Source organism: Pelomonas lactea, from assembly GCF_043555885.1.
Classification (GTDB): Bacteria; Pseudomonadota; Gammaproteobacteria; order Burkholderiales; family Burkholderiaceae_C; genus Pelomonas; species Pelomonas lactea.
Genome location: NZ_JBIGHX010000011.1, coordinates 190,766 through 205,193, shown reverse-complemented (window position 1 = coordinate 205,193; position 14,428 = coordinate 190,766). Strand labels below are relative to the sequence as shown.

Genomic DNA, 14,428 nt, shown 5'->3' with positions numbered 1-14,428 from the left:
CGTCAATCGGGCATGCTTATGGCTGTTCATCCGGACTCCGGGCTCTTGTGGATTGGGTGTTTGGCGACTTCCAGTCTCTCAAACCCAACCCGGATGAACACCGGATACAACCTATTGAAGCTTCACAGCTAGCCGACCTCGACGGTCGCCGAGAAACTGCCGTGCGGCGCAGCGCCGGTGTCCCAAGCGCGGCTCAGCACGGCGGTGACGACGTGCTGCCCCGGCGCCGCGGCGCGCAGGTGCAGCACCCGTTCACCGCCGCCGCCGGGCGCGCTGCCGGCGGCGGCGTAGTCATCCGCCACCTGGCTCAGGCCGGCCGGCAGCGAGAACGCCCAGCGATAGCCCGTGGTCGGGTTCTCCGGGAGCCGCAGCAGGACGTCGTCGCCCACGGCCGCGCGCAGGGCGCTGCCGTGTTGCGCGGGGGTCAGCAGATGTTGGGCCATGGCGGTCTACCAGACGTAGGTCTCGTGGATCATGCCATCCGCTTCGTCGCGGTAGTTGTAGTTGGTCTGCGTCTGCTTGGCGTGCGCGCCGAGCAGGGTCAGCGCGACGATGGCGCTGTCGGAGTTGTTGGCCAGCTTCTTCCAGCCGACGCCGGTGACATAGACCCAGGAGTTGCGGTTCTGGTTCATGGCCCACAGCGCCGAGACGCGCTTGCCGTTGTTCCAGGCCGTGAGGCCGCCGTCCGACGCATTGGCCGTTTCGGGTGTCAGCGTCGGCGCGCCGGTCGACGCGGCGGCGTCGCTGCCGGAACTGGACGCCTGGGGCGGGAGCAGGGTGGGGGCTTGGTCGCTCATGGTGCTTCCTTCGGAGGTTTGCTGGTTGGCAGGAGGTTCGTGCGTCGGCATGTCGCCGCCGCCGGCGGCAGCCTTCTTGCCGCCGCAGCCACAGTCGTTGCTCATGGTGGCCTCCCGTTCAGAACACGTAGACCTGCTTGATGACGCCACCTTCCTGGTAGACGTTCACCGCGCTCTTGGTCAGCTTGGCGCTGGACAGCAGCGTCAGCAGGTCGATGAAGATGTTGTCGTTGTCGAACGCGATGCGCCGCCAGCCGATGCCACCGTCCAGATACGCCCAGGCGTTGCGGTCCTGGTCGATGGCCCACAGGCCCTGCACCTTGCGGCCATTCAGCCAGCCGGTCTCCAGCACGCCGTCCACGGCCCACATCTGCGCGTCGATGCCGCACTGGCCGTAGGCGATGTTGAAGAAGCCGCTGGCGCCCCAGCCGGGGCCCCAGCTGTTCTTGCAGATCCAGTAGCCACCCGCGTCGTTGTAGCCGATGACGCTCACGCAGTGCCCGCCCGCCACGGCGCCGCTGACATGCTTGTAGACGCCGCTCTTGTACGAGAAGAAGTCGTTGTAGACCGTGAACGCGGCGGACAGCGGGCCGCGCGTGGACAGCCAGGTCTTCATGTCGGCGACGCTGTTGATCTGGTGCCAGCCGCTGATCTTCGTGAGACGGTTCTGCCAGTCGGCGCAGCGGTTGCTGCAGTTCTGGTCGCCGGCCGTGTAGGGGTAGCAGGCCTCGTCGACGACGCCGTCGGTCTTGAACGCGTCCAGTCCCTTGTCGCACCACCAGCCGTTGCCGCAGTTGCGGCCCTGGGCGCGCGCGATGCAATAGAACAGGTGCGCCTCGGAGAAGTCCACGGCCAGCGCCGGGTCGTTGCGCTGCACGCGGAACGTGCCCTCCACGGTGGCCGCGCTGCCGAAGGCCACGCAGGAGCCGCAGCCGCCTTGGTCCTTGACCGGCGTGATGAAGTTCTTGCCGCCCACGTTGCGCAGGTCGTAGGCCGCCGGCGCGCCGGCCTCCGACGTGGCCATCGCCGCGTCGCGGTTGGCCGCCGCCGCACGTTCGCGGTTCACCAGTTCGGCCTCGCCGCCCGGCGGCATGGCGCCGAGGCGCAGTCGCTTGTCCTGGTCGGGCAGTTCGGACACGCTGGTCATGCCGGCCTGCCAGTTCTCACCGGCCTGTGCCACTGCGCTTTGCAGCGCGGCGGCGTCCATCTTTTCGAGTGCCATGGGATGTCTCCCGCGGGTCGACTACGAGCGCTGCCGAGGCGAACTCCTCTTGCGGTGCCGCGCCGGAGGACCCGCTCCCGGCGCGGCCGCATCGTGGGCCTGCGGCCACCGCGACACCATCCACAAGCGGTGGGAGCCGGGGGCGGTTCGATCCACACGATTGAGGTGAACGCGCGCTGCAATCGACTGCGGTTCATCAGGCCGCGGGACGTGCACGGCATAGGGGGTTGAAACCCGGGCCGGCGAGGCCGTGTACGGGAATCCTTCCGTCGCGTCACTCACGCCGGGGACGTGCCCGACACGCTGACGCCAACCGCGTGTATGCGCGAGCTGCTCAGGCCGTGGGGTAGGTGCCCGGCTTCAGGATGTCGCGCGTGACGTTCGTCAGCTGCGTGTGGCCGCAGAAGGCCATCGTCACGTCCAGCTCCTTGTGCAGCATCTGCAGCATCTTGGTGACGCCGGCCTCGCCCATCGCGCCCAGGCCGTAGACCATCGCGCGGCCCACCATCGTGCCGCGCGCACCCAGCGCCCAGGCCTTCAGCACGTCCTGGCCGGCGCGGATGCCGCCGTCCATCCAGACCTCGATCTGGCTGCCCACGGCGGCCACGATGGCGGGCAGCGCGTGGATGCTGCTGGGTGCGCCGTCGAGCTGGCGCCCGCCGTGGTTGCTGACGACGATGGCGTCGGCACCGGCCTGCACGGCCAGCAGCGCGTCCTCGACTTCCATGATGCCCTTCAGGATCAGCTTGCCGCCCCACTTCTCCTTGACCCAGGCGACGTCGGCCCAGGACAGGCGCGGGTCGAACTGCTCGTTGGTCCACGCCGACAGCGAGCGCATGTCGCTGACGCCCTTCACATGGCCCACGAGGTTGCGGAAGGTGTGGCGGCGCGTGCCGGCCATGCCCAGCACCCAGCGCGGCTTGGTGGCCAGGTTGAGGATGTTCCTCAGCGTCGGCCGCGGCGGCGCGGTGAGGCCGTTCTTCAGGTCCTTGTGGCGCTGGCCGATGACCTGCAGGTCCAGCGTCAGCACCAGCGCCGAGCACTTGGCGGCGCGGGCGCGCTCGATCATGCGGGCCATCGCGTCGCGGTCGCGCATCATGTAGAGCTGGAACCAGAACGGCGCCGACGTGTTCTCGGCGATGTCCTCGATGGAGCAGATGCTCATCGTGCTCAGCGTGAACGGGATGCCGAACTTCTCGGCCGCGCGGGCCGCGTGGATCTCGCCGTCGGCGTGCTGCATGCCGGTCAGGCCCACGGGCGCGATGGCCACGGGCATCTTCGCGTTCTGGCCGATCATCTTCACGGCCGTGCTGCGGCCTTCCATGTTGACGGCCACGCGCTGGCGCAGCTTGATGGCCCGGAAGTCGGTCTCGTTGGCGCGGTAGGTGGTTTCGGTCCACGAGCCGGAGTCGGCGTAGTCGTAGAACATGCGCGGCACGCGTTTCTCGGCGAGTTGGCGCAGGTCTTCGACGCAGGTGATGACGGGCATGGCGGCGGGCTTCGTGAACGAGGCCGAGATGCTAGGCCGGGCGCGCCGGCGCGGCGCCGGAAAAAACCTCAGGCGCCGGCGGAAGAGTTTTCCGCGTCCAGCGCGCGGCAGTGCTGCTGCAGCCAGGCCGCGAAGGCCTCGGCCGCCGGGCTGGGGCGGTGGATGAGCAGCCCGTAGTGCCGCTCGGCCGGCACCGTCAGCGCGAACGGCTGCACCAGCCGGCCCTCGGCCAGTTCGTGGCGCGCCAGGCTCAGCCGCGCCAGCGCCACGCCCTGGCCCGCCAGCGCGGCCGCCAGCACCAGGCCCAGGTCGACCAGTCGCGGGCCGTCGTCGGGCTCGGCGGCATCGGCCAGCCCCGCGGCGCGCAGCCACGGCGCCCAGGGCTGCAGCGGCGTGCGCAGCAGCGGCAGCGCGAGCAGGTCGGCCGGGGTCTGCAGCGGCGCATGGCCGGCAAGCAGCGCGGGCGAGGCCAGCGGCGTCAGGCGGTCGTGCAGCAGCACCTGCGCGGCGGTGATGTCGCCCGGCACGGCGCCGTGGCGGATCTCGACGTCGGCGCCGGCATCGCCCTCGGCCAGCAGCGGTACCGACAACGTCAGCTCCACCTCCACGTCCGGCTGGGCGGCCGTGAAGCCGGGCAGCGCCGGCACGATGAGCTGGCGTGCGAACGTCGGCGTGGAGCTGACGCGCAGCCGCTCGCGGCGCGGCCCGGCACGCTGGTGCAGCGGCATGGCCTGCAGCAGCGCCAGCGCCTGGCGCACCTGGGGCAGGTACTCGTGGCCGGCGGGCGTCAGCGCCAGGCCGCGCGGCGGCTGGCGCACGAACAGCGGCTGGTCCAGCCGCTCCTCCAGCCCGGCCACGCGCTTGGCGACGGCACTGGCGCTCAGTGCGAGCTTGGCGGCGGCGGCCTCGAAGCTGCCGCAGCGGGCCACCGCGTCGAAGGCGAGCAGCGCGTCGAGCGACGGCAGGCGGATGGGGCGCTGGGGCATGGCGCCATCGTAGCCAGGGCCCGTGGCCGCGGCGTCAGAAGGTCAGCGTCGTGGGGCCGGCGTCGCGCGACGGCGGGCGCAGGTACTGGCCCAGCGTGCCGGCCATCGCAGCCATGACGCCGGCGGCCAGCAGCCAGGGCTGGGTCTTGCCGGCGTTGCGGTCCGGGCGCGGGCGCGGCTTGGCGACGGCCTGCACCAGCAGCAATTCCTGCTGGCGCTCCTGGATCAGGAAGACGAGCCGGTTGGGGTCGGCAAAGCGCTGCGCCAGCGCGCGCACGGCCTTCAGCTCGCGCTGCTGCACGCGCACGCCCTGCGGGCGCAGCGCGCATCCCAGCGTGCGAGAGCGCAGGTACAGCGCCTTGGCAGCCAGGCGGTCCGGCACGCAGCCCACGCCGGCATACAGGCAGTTGGCCAGGTTGAAGGTGGCCTCGGCATGGCCCACCGCCGCCGCGGCGATGTAGGCCGACAGGCCCCGGCCCTCGTCCGCAGGGCCGCCGCGGCCCGTCATCAGCACGCGACCGAACTGGAATCGCCCGATGGCGCTGCCCTTGGCCGCCGCCTTTTCCAGCAGCGCGCGCGCCTGCACGGGGTCGGCCGGCATGCCCAGGCCTTCGAGCTGGCACAGGCCCAGCATGGCCAGTCCGTCCCGGTCTCCGCCTTCGGCTGCGGCTCGGAACCAGCCCACGGCCCGCTTGTAGTCGGGCGATGCGGCATGGAACAACCCCATTCCCTGCTGCAACGGGTTGACGGGCGGCGTGGTGAGGGACTTCAGCTGCAGGGTGGGGCCGAAGCCGGGATCTCGGGAGTTCATCCGGTAGCAAACCAGTGGCGCGGTGGTATCCCTAGATTCTCGGTCAAGCGCATGACCTGGCCCCGGGCGGGCGCCGCGACCGCGGGCGCTTGTTGCTCCGCTGTTCGCGCTTCAGCGTGAAAAAGTGCACGCTTTTGCGCACTTCATCGTCTGCGTCGCAGCTGGCGGCCCTCCCAAGCGCTCAACGTGATGAGTTTTTCAGTGCCTGACGCCCACACGTCGCCAACGCGACTTCCCGAGCTCTTGGCAGGCAGGCCGCCGAAGCGGCTGCGGCCGGCGCGGGGCTTCGGGGGGCGTGAGCCCGTCGATGTCCTCCAGGCCTACAAGCGTAGGGGCTGGGCGCTGTCAGACACCTGTCGAGCCCCTCCCTAGACTGCCGCTCAGCGCGCTGGCCACCCGGCCGGCGGCCCACGGACATGAGGGAGAGTTTCAATGCGCTTGCTGTGCCCCTGTGGCGCGTTGTGGCTCGTGTTGACGCCGCCGCTGGCCGCGCAGCCATCGACGCCGTCGGCGCTGGAGCGCTGCGCGGAGATCGGTGCGGCTGCCGACCGCCTCGCCTGCTATGACAAGGCCATGGGTCGTGCGCCCGCCCCGGCGGCACCGCCCGCGTATGCCGGGAGTCCCGCCGCAGGCGCGCCGGCGCCCGCCTCTTCGTCGTTGCTGGCACCCAGAGGCGATGCCGTCTCGGTGTCGCACGAGCCCGAGCCGTCGCGCAGCCTGATGTCGCGCTACTGGGAACTGGAGCCCGAGGACAAGCGCGGTGTCTTCAACTTCGTCGGCTACCGGGCCAACTACGTGCTGCCGCTGCACATCACCAGCCGGATCAATCGCGCACCGCAGTCGCCCAACCAGCCCGTCGTGGAGCTGCCGAACTACAAGCGCGAGGAGGCCAAGTTCCAGCTGTCGCTGCGCACCAAGCTCGCTCAGGACGTGTTGCTGCCGGGCGCCGACCTGTGGGCCGCGTTCACGCAGCAGGCGACATGGCAGATCTGGAATGGCAAGGACTCCAAGCCCTTTCGCAACAGCGACTACGAGCCCGAGTTGCTCTACGTGGTGCCCACACCCGAGCGCTGGCGCAGGCTGCCTCTCGACTGGCAGTGGCGCTACGCGCAGTTCAGCCTCACGCACCAGTCCAATGGCCAGTCTGACCCGCTTTCACGCAGCTGGAACCGCGTCAACGTCGCTGCCGGCTTTGAGCGCGGGGACTGGTCGGTGGTCACGCGTTTCCTGCGCCGGCTCAAAGAGGGCGCGGATACCGACAACAACCCCGACCTCGTCGGCTACCGCGGCCGCGGCGAGTTCCAGATCAACTGGGCGCACCAGAAGCACACGGCGCAGTTGCTCTATCGGACGACGTTGAAGGACGCCAAGTACGGGGCGCTGCAGTTCGAGTGGACCTACCCGGTGTTCAGCGATCAGCCGAACGGGCTGCGCTGGTATGTGCAGGTGTTCCGTGGCTATGGCGAGACGCTGACGGACTACAACTTCAGGCAGACCAGCGTGGGGGCGGGGTTCAGTTTCCTGCAGTTCTGAGCGGCGGCCTCAGGCCTCAGGCGCGGCGCCGGGGCAGCAAGGGCTTCAGCAGCGCAGCGCTGAGGAGCAGCAGGAGCACGAAGAAGGCCAGGCGCAGCGCACGATCCACGGCGCCCGCCGAAGACGGCGGGACCTGACGGGCCAGCAGGTTTCCCAGTTCGCACAACAGCGTCCCGCGCCCGGTGCAATGCCTTTGCGCAAACCCAGCGGCCTCATTGATTTCGAAGCCCGCTGCCGCAGTCCACCATGCCAGCGTGGCCAGCATGGCGATGACGATGATGCGCAGCGCCGTACCGATCACGCTGGCGTCGGCACGGAACATCGGCAGGCCGCTCTGGCGGCCGTCGGGATACAAGGGTTTCATCGATCAACCGGCGGTTCCCACAGCTCGACCTTGTTGCCCTCGGGGTCCATCACCCAACCGAACTTGCCGTACTCGGACTCGTCCACCTTGTCCTGCACGTCGCAGCCTTCGGTCCGCAGCGCCGCCAGCAGCGCGTGCAGGTCGGCCACGCGGAAGTTGATCATGAACGGCGCGGTGCTGGGCGCCATGTAGGCCGTGTCCTGCTTGAACGGGCTCCAGATCGTCGTGCCGGTGGGGCTGTCGTCCGCCCAGCGGAACACGGCGCCGCCCCATTCGCTGACATCCAGCCCCAGGTGCCGGCGGTACCAGTCGCCCAAGGCCTGGGGGTCCCTGGCCTTGAAGAAGATGCCGCCGAGGCCGGTGACGCGTTTCATGAAAGCTCCTGCGGGTGGGTTGACGCGCAAGCGTACCCGCTGCCGCGGCTGGCGGCAGGCGCTCAGCGTGGCGTGCCGAAGTCCTGCGTCCAGTAGGTGCGGTAGCTGGTGTTGGCGTTGCCCGCCACGCAGGCCACGCCGATGTCGCGGTAGGCGGCGTTCATCAGGTTGGCGCAGTGGCCGTCGCTTTTCATCCAGCCGTCCACCACCGCGGTGACCGTGCCCTGGCCGGCGGCGATGTTCTCGCCAACGCCGCGCCAGGCGTAGCCGGCGGCCGTGACGCGGGTGCCCACGGTGCTGCCGTTGCTGCCGGTGTGGCTGAAGAAGTTGCCGGCCACCATGTCGTCGCTGTGCGCGACGGCGGCCTGCGTGAGTGCCGCGTTCCAGACCAGGTCGGGCGCAGCGGGGAAGCTGCCGTTGGCGCCGCAGGTGGCGCCCTTGCGCCGGTAGGCGTTGACGGCCGCCAGCATGTCGGCCTGGAAGCCCGGCAGGTTGCAGCCGGTGCGGGTGCCGGCAGCCACGGGCGTCGCAGGCGCCGGTGAAGCGGTGGCCGGTGACGAGGGGGCTGGTGCGGCCGGCGATGCGGCCGACGTACCGCCGTTGGTACTGCCGGTGGTGCTGCCCCCGCCGCCACAGGCGGTGAGCAGAAGGGCCAGCGGGAAGACGGTGAGCGGCGCGGTGCCGAAGTGACGGAGTGAACGCATGGGCGCGCAGCGTCGCACGGCGCGCCGGGGGGCCGGTTACCGGGTGCAGCGCGCGGGGACCGGCAGCAACATCCCCACACAACTGGGCGCGGCCGGCCACGCGCCGTGAGGCATCCGTCTCAGATCTGCCACCACGCCGGCAGCAGCGCGCGCACGTCGGGCCGGCGAAAGCGCTGGTCCAGCAGCCAGACGTAGCCCTTGTCGTCCGCCGAGCGCAGCACGCGGCCGGCGGCCTGCACGACCTTTTGCAGGCCGGGCACGAGGTCGGCGTAGCCGTGGTCGGCGCCGAACATGGCGTCCAGCCGCTCGCGGAACTGATCCTGCAGCGGCGACACCGGCGGCAGGCCCAGCGTGGCGATGAAGGCGCCGATGAGGCGCGTGCCGGGCAGGTCAACGCCCTCGGCGAAGGCGCCGCCCAGCACGGCGAAGCCGACGCCCAGGCCGCCCTCGACGAAGCGGTCCAGGAAGCCGCGCCGCGCCGCCTCGCCCATCGCGCGGGCCTGGCTCCACTGCGGCACGTGCGGGTGGCGCAGCGCCAGCCGCTGCGACGCCTGTTCCAGGTAGTCGAAGCTGCTGAAGAAGGCGAGGTAGTTGCCCGGCGCTTCAGCGAACTGCGTGGCGATGACGTCCACCAGCGCGTTCAGCGACGCCTGGCGGTGCTCGTAGCGCGTGGACAGCGGCGCCACGCGCACGGTCAGGTGCTCGGGCGGGAAGGGCGCGGGCACGTCGATCCAGGCGGTGCTGTCGGGCAGGCCCAGCAGGTCGCGCGGGTAGTCGGCCGGGCCCAGCGTGGCGGAGAACAGCGTGACGCTGTGCAGCCCCTCGAAGCGCTCCTTCAGGAAGAAGCCGGGCACGATGTTGCGCACCGACAGCAGCACGTCGGTCGTGCCGTCGTCGTCTTCCAGCAGCGAGAGGTTGACGGGGGCGTCCAGCGGCGACGGCTGGCGCGTGGCGGCGCTGCGCTGCAGGTCACACAGCGAGTGCGTGTCCAGCCGGTCCAGCAGGCGCTGCAGACCCAGCACATCGAAGTAGAACTCCAGCAGCGGGCCCACTTCGAGCGGGTGGTTCTGCACGTGCTCGCCCAGCGCCGTGTTGACGCGCTGCAGCGCCTCGGCCAGGTCGTCGGGAATGGTCTTCAGCGGCTGATAGTCGGCCGGCTGCGCGCGGGCCAGCGTTGCCAGCTCGCGCGCCAGCCGGCGCAGCGGCGGCTGCAGCACCTTGGGCGCGTCAGCCACGGCGCTGCGAACGCGGTCGAGGCTGAGGCTGGTGCTGTACATGTCGCGCGCCCGGTCGACGAGGTTGTGCGCCTCGTCCACCAGCAGCGCGAGCTTCCAGCCCTGCGCCTGCGCGAGGCCGTAGAGCTGGCCGTGGGGGTCGAAGGCGTGGTGCACGTCGCCGACGACGACGTCGGCCCAGCGCAGCAGCTCCTGGCCCAGGTAGTAGGGGCAGACGCCGTGCCTGAGCGCGATGCGGCGCTGCGTGGGCGCGTCCAGCCAGCCGGCCTGCACGGCTTCGGCGCGGGCGGCGGGCAGCGCGTCGTAGAAGCCGTGGGCCAGCGGGCAGGCGTCGCCGTGGCAGGCCTTGGTGGGGTGCTCGCAGGCCTGCTCCTTGGCCACCAGCGTCAGCACGCGCAGCGACTTGGTGGGCGCGGCTTCCCGCAGCGCGTCCAGTGCCTCCAGCGCGGTGATGCGGCCGGTGCCCTTGCAGGTCATGTAGCCGATCTTGTCGAGCCGCTGGCCGGGCATGGCGCGCAGCAGCGGGTACAGCGTGCCCAGCGTCTTGCCGATGCCGGTGGGCGCCTGCGCCAGCAGGTGGCGGCCGTTGGCGGCCACGCGGTAGACGGCCTCGGCCAGCAGGCGCTGGCCCGGGCGCAGCTCGCCGAGCGGGAAGGGCAGGGCGGAGAGGCTGGCGTCGCGCGCGCTGCGGTGCGCGGCCTCCTGCGCGGCCCAGGCCTCGAACTGCGCGCAGCGCGCCTCGAACGCGGCCTGCAGCGCGGCGGCGGTGAACTTGTCGCGCAGCACCGTCTCGTGCTGCGTGTCGGCATCCACGTAGACGAGGGCCAGCTCCAGCTCGGCCAGGCCGCGGTCCGCGGCGATGAGCGCGCCGTAGGTCTCCAGCTGCGCCCAGTGCAACGCGCGGCGGTTCTCGGGGATGAGGTCGACCGGGCCGCGGATGGTCTTGATCTCCTCCAGCCGGTTCACGTCCGCTTCAAACCCGTCGGCCCGACCGCGCACGCGCAGGTGGCCGTGCACGGCTTCCAGCGGCAGCTCGATCTCGTAGCCGGGCGAGCGCCGCGCCAGCACGGCCAGTTGCATGGCCTGGCCTTCCAGTGCCGTGGCGGACGGCGTGAAGCGCCGGTCCAGGCTGCCGCGCTTGGCGGTGAACTCGCACAGGCTGCGGACGGAGACGGTGTAGGTCCAGTCAGCCATCAGAAGAGCGACAGGTTCTCGCGTTGCGGTTCCTTCACGCGCTCGATGGCTGCCGTGGGCGGCGGCACCTCGCTGGCATGCACGAGGTTGCCGATGCGCACGCCCATCAGCCGCAGCCGCTTGTCGAACTTGACGCGCTTCAGGCACAGGCCCACCGCGTGGCGGATGTCGGCGGCGCTGCTGACGGGTGCCTTGAGCGTCTGATCGCGCGTGACGGTCACGAAACCCTCGAAGCGCAGCTTGATGCCCACCGTCTTGCCCGCGTAGCGCTTGCGGGCGAGGTCGCGTGCGAGGCTGTCGCACAGCTCGTCCATGATTCTCCCCAGCAGTGCCTTGTCATGCCGTGCGCTCAGGTCACGTTCGAACGTGGTCTCGCGGCTGATGGAGACGGGCTCGCTGTAGGTGACCACCGGCCGGCTGTCGCGCCCGTGTGAAGCGTTGTGCAGCCAGGCGCCGTAGCTCTCGCCGAACTGCTCGATGAGCCAGCGCGGGTCCGCCGCAGCGACGTCGCCCACCGTCTCCAGCCCGAGCTTGACGAGCTTGTCGCCGGCCTTGGGACCGATGCCGTTGATCTTGCGCACGGCCAGCGGCCAGATGCGGGTGGGCAGGTCGTCCATCGTCAGCACCGTGATGCCGTCGGGCTTGTCCAGCTCGCTGGCGATCTTGCTGAGCAGCTTGTTGGGCGTGATGCCGATGGAGCAGGTCAGCCCGGTCGCGCGGCCCACCGAGTTCTTGATCTCGCGCGCCACGGCCTTCACGCCGCCCAGCGGGTCGTGGCCCACCGCGTCGCGCACGCCGGGCACGTCGGTGAGGTCGATGTAGATCTCGTCGATGCCGCGGTCCTCGATGACCGGCGCGACCTCGGCCACGGCGGCCTTGAAGAGGCGCGAGTAGGTGCGATAGCTGTCGAAGTCGGCTGGCAGCAGCACGGCGTCGGGCGCCCGCAGCGCGGCCTTCATCAGCCCCATCGCCGAGAACACGCCGAGGTCGCGCGCCGCGTAGGTGCTGGTGGTGACGACGCCGCGGCCGGTGTAGTCACGCAGCCTGGCGTAACGCCAGGAGCCGTCCTCCAGCTGCTGCGGCGCGTCCGCCCGGCGCCCGCCGATGACGACGGCCTGGCCCTTCAGCTGCGGATAGCGCAGCAGCTCGACGGACGCATAGAAGGCATCCATGTCGAGGTGGGCGATCCACCGGTCGGGCAACAGCATGGCCCGGATTGTCACTGGGAATAAAGACAGTTTCTGGCAGGGTGGTCAGAATGCGCCGACTCCACGACCGAGACGCCCGATGCGCACCGCGCTGTTGTTCCTTGCTTGCGCGCTGCTGGCCGCCTGCGCCGGCACGCCCATGAACCCGCCCCGCAACAAGCCCGCCGTGGCCCAGCCGCAGCAGCGCGTGTCCGGCGCGCTGGACTCCGACGTGTCCGTGGCGCTGAGCTTCTCCGGTGGCGGCCTGCGCGCGGCGGCGTTCGCGCACGGTGTGCTGGAGGGTCTGCGCGAGCAGCCGTCCGTGCGCGGGCGCAGCCTGCTCGACGAGGTCAGCTTCATCACCAGCGTGTCGGGCGGCTCGCTGACGGCGGGCTATTTCGGCCTGCATGGCGCCGAGGGCATGCGCGAGTTCCGCGACAAGGTGCTGATGCGCGACGGCGAGGCCGGCCTGCGCTTCAGCCTGCTGAACCCCACCAACCTGATGCGGCTGTTCGCCGGCGGGCTGAACGATCGCAGCAACTTCAGCGACTGGCTGGAGAAGGACGTCTTCAAGGGCGCCACCTTCGCCGACATGTACCGCCACCAGCGCCCGGTCGTCTGGATCAACGCCAGCAACACGCAATACCGGCTGGCCTTTCCGTTCCACGAGCGGGCGTTCGACGCGATCTGCAGCGACCTGGCCAGCTTCCCGGTCTCCGAGGCGGTGGCCGCCTCCATGGCCGTGCCGCTGTTCTTCGCACCCGTCGTGCTGGAGAAGTTTCCCGAGGCCTGCCGCACGCCGCTGCAGGGCGCACCGGTGAACCGCGGTGCGCAGCGCGACGACCAGTACCGCCTGCGCCTGGCGCTGCAGCGCGCGCTGAAGGAGTTCCGCGACCCGCAGGCCGGCCGTTACCTGAAGCTGGTGGACGGCGGCGTGACTGACAACCTGGGGCTGGTCAGCATCCTGCAGAGCCGCGTGCTGATGAACACGCCCTACGGCCCCATCACCGAGCGGGATGCGGTGACGATGCGGCGCCTGCTGTTCATCGTCGTCGACGCCGGTCAGGGCCCCAGCGGCGACTGGAGCCGGCAGGTCACCGGGCCGTCGGGCGTGGACATCGCGACCGCGGCGGTGGACACGGCCATCGAAAGCACGATGCGTATGAGCTACGCCTACTTCGTGCCCATGGTGCGCGCCTGGGAGCGCGACATCGTGACCTACCGCTGCTCGCTGCCCGCCGAGCGCAAGGCCGCGATGCTGACGCTGAACCCCGACTGGCGCTGCGAGGACATCCGCTTCGAGGTGACGCAGATCAGCTTCGCCGACCTGCCCGATGCCGAGGAGGCGGCGCTGAACGCCATCCCGACGCGGCTAAAGCTGCCGGCCGAGCAGATCGACCGGCTCATCGCCGCGGGGCGTCAGGCCGCAGCGGCGGACGCGGTCGTCAACCGCTTTTCAGCGGCGATGCGGCGCGGCGAGTAGGGCCTGCGAACGCGACCCATTGCCACGCGGTTGGCGGGCCCTCACCACAGCCCGTGCACCTGCGGCGCGATGCGGCGCCGGTACAGGTCCGCCAGCGCGTCCATCAGCGGCGCGGGCAGCGCGGCGAGGTCAGCGGCGCTGACGTTCTCGTCCACCTGCGCCGGCGTGCGGCCGCCGGGGATGGCCGCCGAGACGGCCTCGTTCATCAGGATCCAGCGCAGCGCCAGCTTCGCCATGCTGACGCCCTCGGGCAGCAGCCGGCGCAGTTCCTCGACGGCGGCCAGACCCTGCTCGTAGTCCACGCCCGAGAAGGTCTCGCCCTTGTCAAAGGCCTCACCCTGTCGGTTGAAGCCGCGGTGGTCATCCGCGCCGAACTTGCTGTCGCGCGTGAACTTGCCCGACAGCATGCCGCTGGACAGCGGCAGCCGCGCCAGCACGCCCACCTGGGCCGCCTGGGCGGCGGGCAGGAACACCTCCGCCGGCCGCTGGCGGAACAGGTTGAAGATGATCTGCACCGACTGCACGCCGGGGAACTTGATCGCGGCCATCGCCTCGTCGATGCGCTCGACGCTGACGCCGTAGTGGCGCAGCTTGCCGGCCTTGACGAGGTCGTCCAGCGCGCCGAAGACCTCGGGCATCGTGTAGACGGCCGTGGGCGGGCAGTGCAGCTGCAGCAGTTCGATCGTGTCGGTGCCCAGGTTCTGCAGGCTGCGCTCGATGAAGGGGCGCAGGTCGCGGTAGCCCTCGGCCACGTGCGGGTTCAGGCGCCGCCCGGCCTTGGTGGCCACAACGAACGGGTCCCTCGACCGCTCCTGGCGCAACCGGGCCAGCAGGCGCTCGCTGTGGCCGTCGCCGTAGACGTCGGCCGTGTCGAAGAAGTTCACGCCGCGGTCCAGCGCGCGGTGCAGCGCGGCCATCGCGGCCGTGTCGTCCGTGTCGCCCCAGGTGCCGCCGATGGCCCAGGCGCCGAAACTGATTGCAGAGACGTTCAAGCCGGTGCGGCCGAGGGGGCGGTAGAGCATGATGGGGTCGGATGAGTTGGCGGTGCC

The 14,428-nt window shown here is 70.7% G+C and carries 14 protein-coding genes; 2 read left to right on the top strand and 12 right to left on the bottom strand.

Features of this window, described 5'->3' with window-relative positions:
- Positions 1-128: 128 nt before the first annotated feature.
- The 6 genes from ACG04Q_RS24775 to ACG04Q_RS24750 form a co-directional block, all read right to left on the bottom strand.
- Complete coding sequence (locus tag ACG04Q_RS24775) at positions 129-443, bottom strand: protease inhibitor I42 family protein (RefSeq protein WP_394514406.1); 315 nt, start codon at positions 441-443, stop codon at positions 129-131.
- Between the two features lie 6 nt (positions 444-449).
- The gene (locus tag ACG04Q_RS24770; RefSeq protein ID WP_394514404.1) at positions 450-902 is read right to left on the bottom strand and encodes a hypothetical protein; all 453 of its coding nucleotides are present in this window, start codon (positions 900-902) and stop codon (positions 450-452) included.
- A 13-nt stretch (positions 903-915) separates the two neighbouring features.
- The gene (locus tag ACG04Q_RS24765; protein WP_394514402.1) at positions 916-2,019 is read right to left on the bottom strand and encodes a C1 family peptidase; all 1,104 of its coding nucleotides are present in this window, start codon (positions 2,017-2,019) and stop codon (positions 916-918) included.
- Positions 2,020-2,353: 334 nt separating this feature from the next.
- Positions 2,354-3,508, bottom strand: a complete 1,155-nt coding sequence (locus ACG04Q_RS24760) for an alpha-hydroxy acid oxidase (protein WP_394514400.1) — start codon at positions 3,506-3,508, stop codon at positions 2,354-2,356.
- Positions 3,509-3,576: 68 nt separating this feature from the next.
- Complete coding sequence (locus tag ACG04Q_RS24755) at positions 3,577-4,494, bottom strand: LysR substrate-binding domain-containing protein (RefSeq protein WP_394514398.1); 918 nt, start codon at positions 4,492-4,494, stop codon at positions 3,577-3,579.
- 34 nt (positions 4,495-4,528) lie between these two features.
- Positions 4,529-5,305, bottom strand: a complete 777-nt coding sequence (locus ACG04Q_RS24750) for a tetratricopeptide repeat protein (protein WP_394514396.1) — start codon at positions 5,303-5,305, stop codon at positions 4,529-4,531.
- Positions 5,306-5,737: 432 nt separating this feature from the next.
- Here ACG04Q_RS24750 and ACG04Q_RS24745 point away from each other — a divergent pair, with 432 nt between their 5' ends.
- Complete coding sequence (locus ACG04Q_RS24745; RefSeq protein WP_394514393.1) at positions 5,738-6,838, top strand: phospholipase A; 1,101 nt, start codon at positions 5,738-5,740, stop codon at positions 6,836-6,838.
- Between the two features lie 16 nt (positions 6,839-6,854).
- On the opposite strand, the gene ACG04Q_RS24740 is transcribed toward ACG04Q_RS24745, so the two are convergent.
- The 5 genes from ACG04Q_RS24740 to ACG04Q_RS24720 form a co-directional block, all read right to left on the bottom strand.
- Positions 6,855-7,202, bottom strand: coding sequence for a hypothetical protein (locus ACG04Q_RS24740; protein WP_394514391.1), 348 nt, complete (start codon positions 7,200-7,202; stop codon positions 6,855-6,857).
- On the bottom strand, positions 7,199-7,576 hold the full coding sequence (locus ACG04Q_RS24735; RefSeq protein WP_394514389.1) for a VOC family protein: 378 nt from the start codon (positions 7,574-7,576) through the stop codon (positions 7,199-7,201). Before ACG04Q_RS24735 ends, ACG04Q_RS24740 begins: the two co-directional genes overlap by 4 nt.
- A gap of 62 nt (positions 7,577-7,638) precedes the next feature.
- Complete coding sequence (locus ACG04Q_RS24730) at positions 7,639-8,280, bottom strand: CAP domain-containing protein (protein WP_394514387.1); 642 nt, start codon at positions 8,278-8,280, stop codon at positions 7,639-7,641.
- A gap of 119 nt (positions 8,281-8,399) precedes the next feature.
- Complete coding sequence (locus ACG04Q_RS24725; protein WP_394514385.1) at positions 8,400-10,709, bottom strand: ATP-dependent DNA helicase; 2,310 nt, start codon at positions 10,707-10,709, stop codon at positions 8,400-8,402.
- A complete protein-coding gene (locus ACG04Q_RS24720) occupies positions 10,709-11,917 on the bottom strand; it encodes a DNA polymerase Y family protein (RefSeq protein ID WP_394514383.1) in 1,209 nt (402 codons plus the stop codon). Before ACG04Q_RS24720 ends, ACG04Q_RS24725 begins: the two co-directional genes overlap by 1 nt.
- A gap of 79 nt (positions 11,918-11,996) precedes the next feature.
- Between ACG04Q_RS24720 and ACG04Q_RS24715 the strand changes: the two genes are divergently transcribed.
- Complete coding sequence (locus ACG04Q_RS24715) at positions 11,997-13,379, top strand: patatin-like phospholipase family protein (protein WP_394514381.1); 1,383 nt, start codon at positions 11,997-11,999, stop codon at positions 13,377-13,379.
- Between the two features lie 41 nt (positions 13,380-13,420).
- Here ACG04Q_RS24715 and ACG04Q_RS24710 read toward each other — a convergent pair whose 3' ends face one another.
- On the bottom strand, positions 13,421-14,401 hold the full coding sequence (locus ACG04Q_RS24710) for an aldo/keto reductase (RefSeq protein WP_394514379.1): 981 nt from the start codon (positions 14,399-14,401) through the stop codon (positions 13,421-13,423).
- Positions 14,402-14,428 lie beyond the last annotated feature (27 nt).

What these genes read in the sequence shown, in the direction of transcription:
- ACG04Q_RS24760 (WP_394514400.1), bottom strand. Translation starts at nt 3,508, where the DNA reads ATGCCCGTCATCACCTGCGTCGAAGACCTGCGCCAACTCGCCGAGAAA.
- ACG04Q_RS24775 (WP_394514406.1), bottom strand. Translation starts at nt 443, where the DNA reads ATGGCCCAACATCTGCTGACCCCCGCGCAACACGGCAGCGCCCTGCGC.
- ACG04Q_RS24765 (WP_394514402.1), bottom strand. Translation starts at nt 2,019, where the DNA reads ATGGCACTCGAAAAGATGGACGCCGCCGCGCTGCAAAGCGCAGTGGCA.
- ACG04Q_RS24750 (WP_394514396.1), bottom strand. Translation starts at nt 5,305, where the DNA reads ATGAACTCCCGAGATCCCGGCTTCGGCCCCACCCTGCAGCTGAAGTCC.
- ACG04Q_RS24745 (WP_394514393.1), top strand. Translation starts at nt 5,738, where the DNA reads ATGCGCTTGCTGTGCCCCTGTGGCGCGTTGTGGCTCGTGTTGACGCCG.
- ACG04Q_RS24770 (WP_394514404.1), bottom strand. Translation starts at nt 902, where the DNA reads ATGAGCAACGACTGTGGCTGCGGCGGCAAGAAGGCTGCCGCCGGCGGC.
- ACG04Q_RS24715 (WP_394514381.1), top strand. Translation starts at nt 11,997, where the DNA reads ATGCGCACCGCGCTGTTGTTCCTTGCTTGCGCGCTGCTGGCCGCCTGC.
- ACG04Q_RS24755 (WP_394514398.1), bottom strand. Translation starts at nt 4,494, where the DNA reads ATGCCCCAGCGCCCCATCCGCCTGCCGTCGCTCGACGCGCTGCTCGCC.
- ACG04Q_RS24730 (WP_394514387.1), bottom strand. Translation starts at nt 8,280, where the DNA reads ATGCGTTCACTCCGTCACTTCGGCACCGCGCCGCTCACCGTCTTCCCG.
- ACG04Q_RS24720 (WP_394514383.1), bottom strand. Translation starts at nt 11,917, where the DNA reads ATGCTGTTGCCCGACCGGTGGATCGCCCACCTCGACATGGATGCCTTC.
- ACG04Q_RS24710 (WP_394514379.1), bottom strand. Translation starts at nt 14,401, where the DNA reads ATGCTCTACCGCCCCCTCGGCCGCACCGGCTTGAACGTCTCTGCAATC.
- ACG04Q_RS24725 (WP_394514385.1), bottom strand. Translation starts at nt 10,709, where the DNA reads ATGGCTGACTGGACCTACACCGTCTCCGTCCGCAGCCTGTGCGAGTTC.
- ACG04Q_RS24735 (WP_394514389.1), bottom strand. Translation starts at nt 7,576, where the DNA reads ATGAAACGCGTCACCGGCCTCGGCGGCATCTTCTTCAAGGCCAGGGAC.
- ACG04Q_RS24740 (WP_394514391.1), bottom strand. Translation starts at nt 7,202, where the DNA reads ATGAAACCCTTGTATCCCGACGGCCGCCAGAGCGGCCTGCCGATGTTC.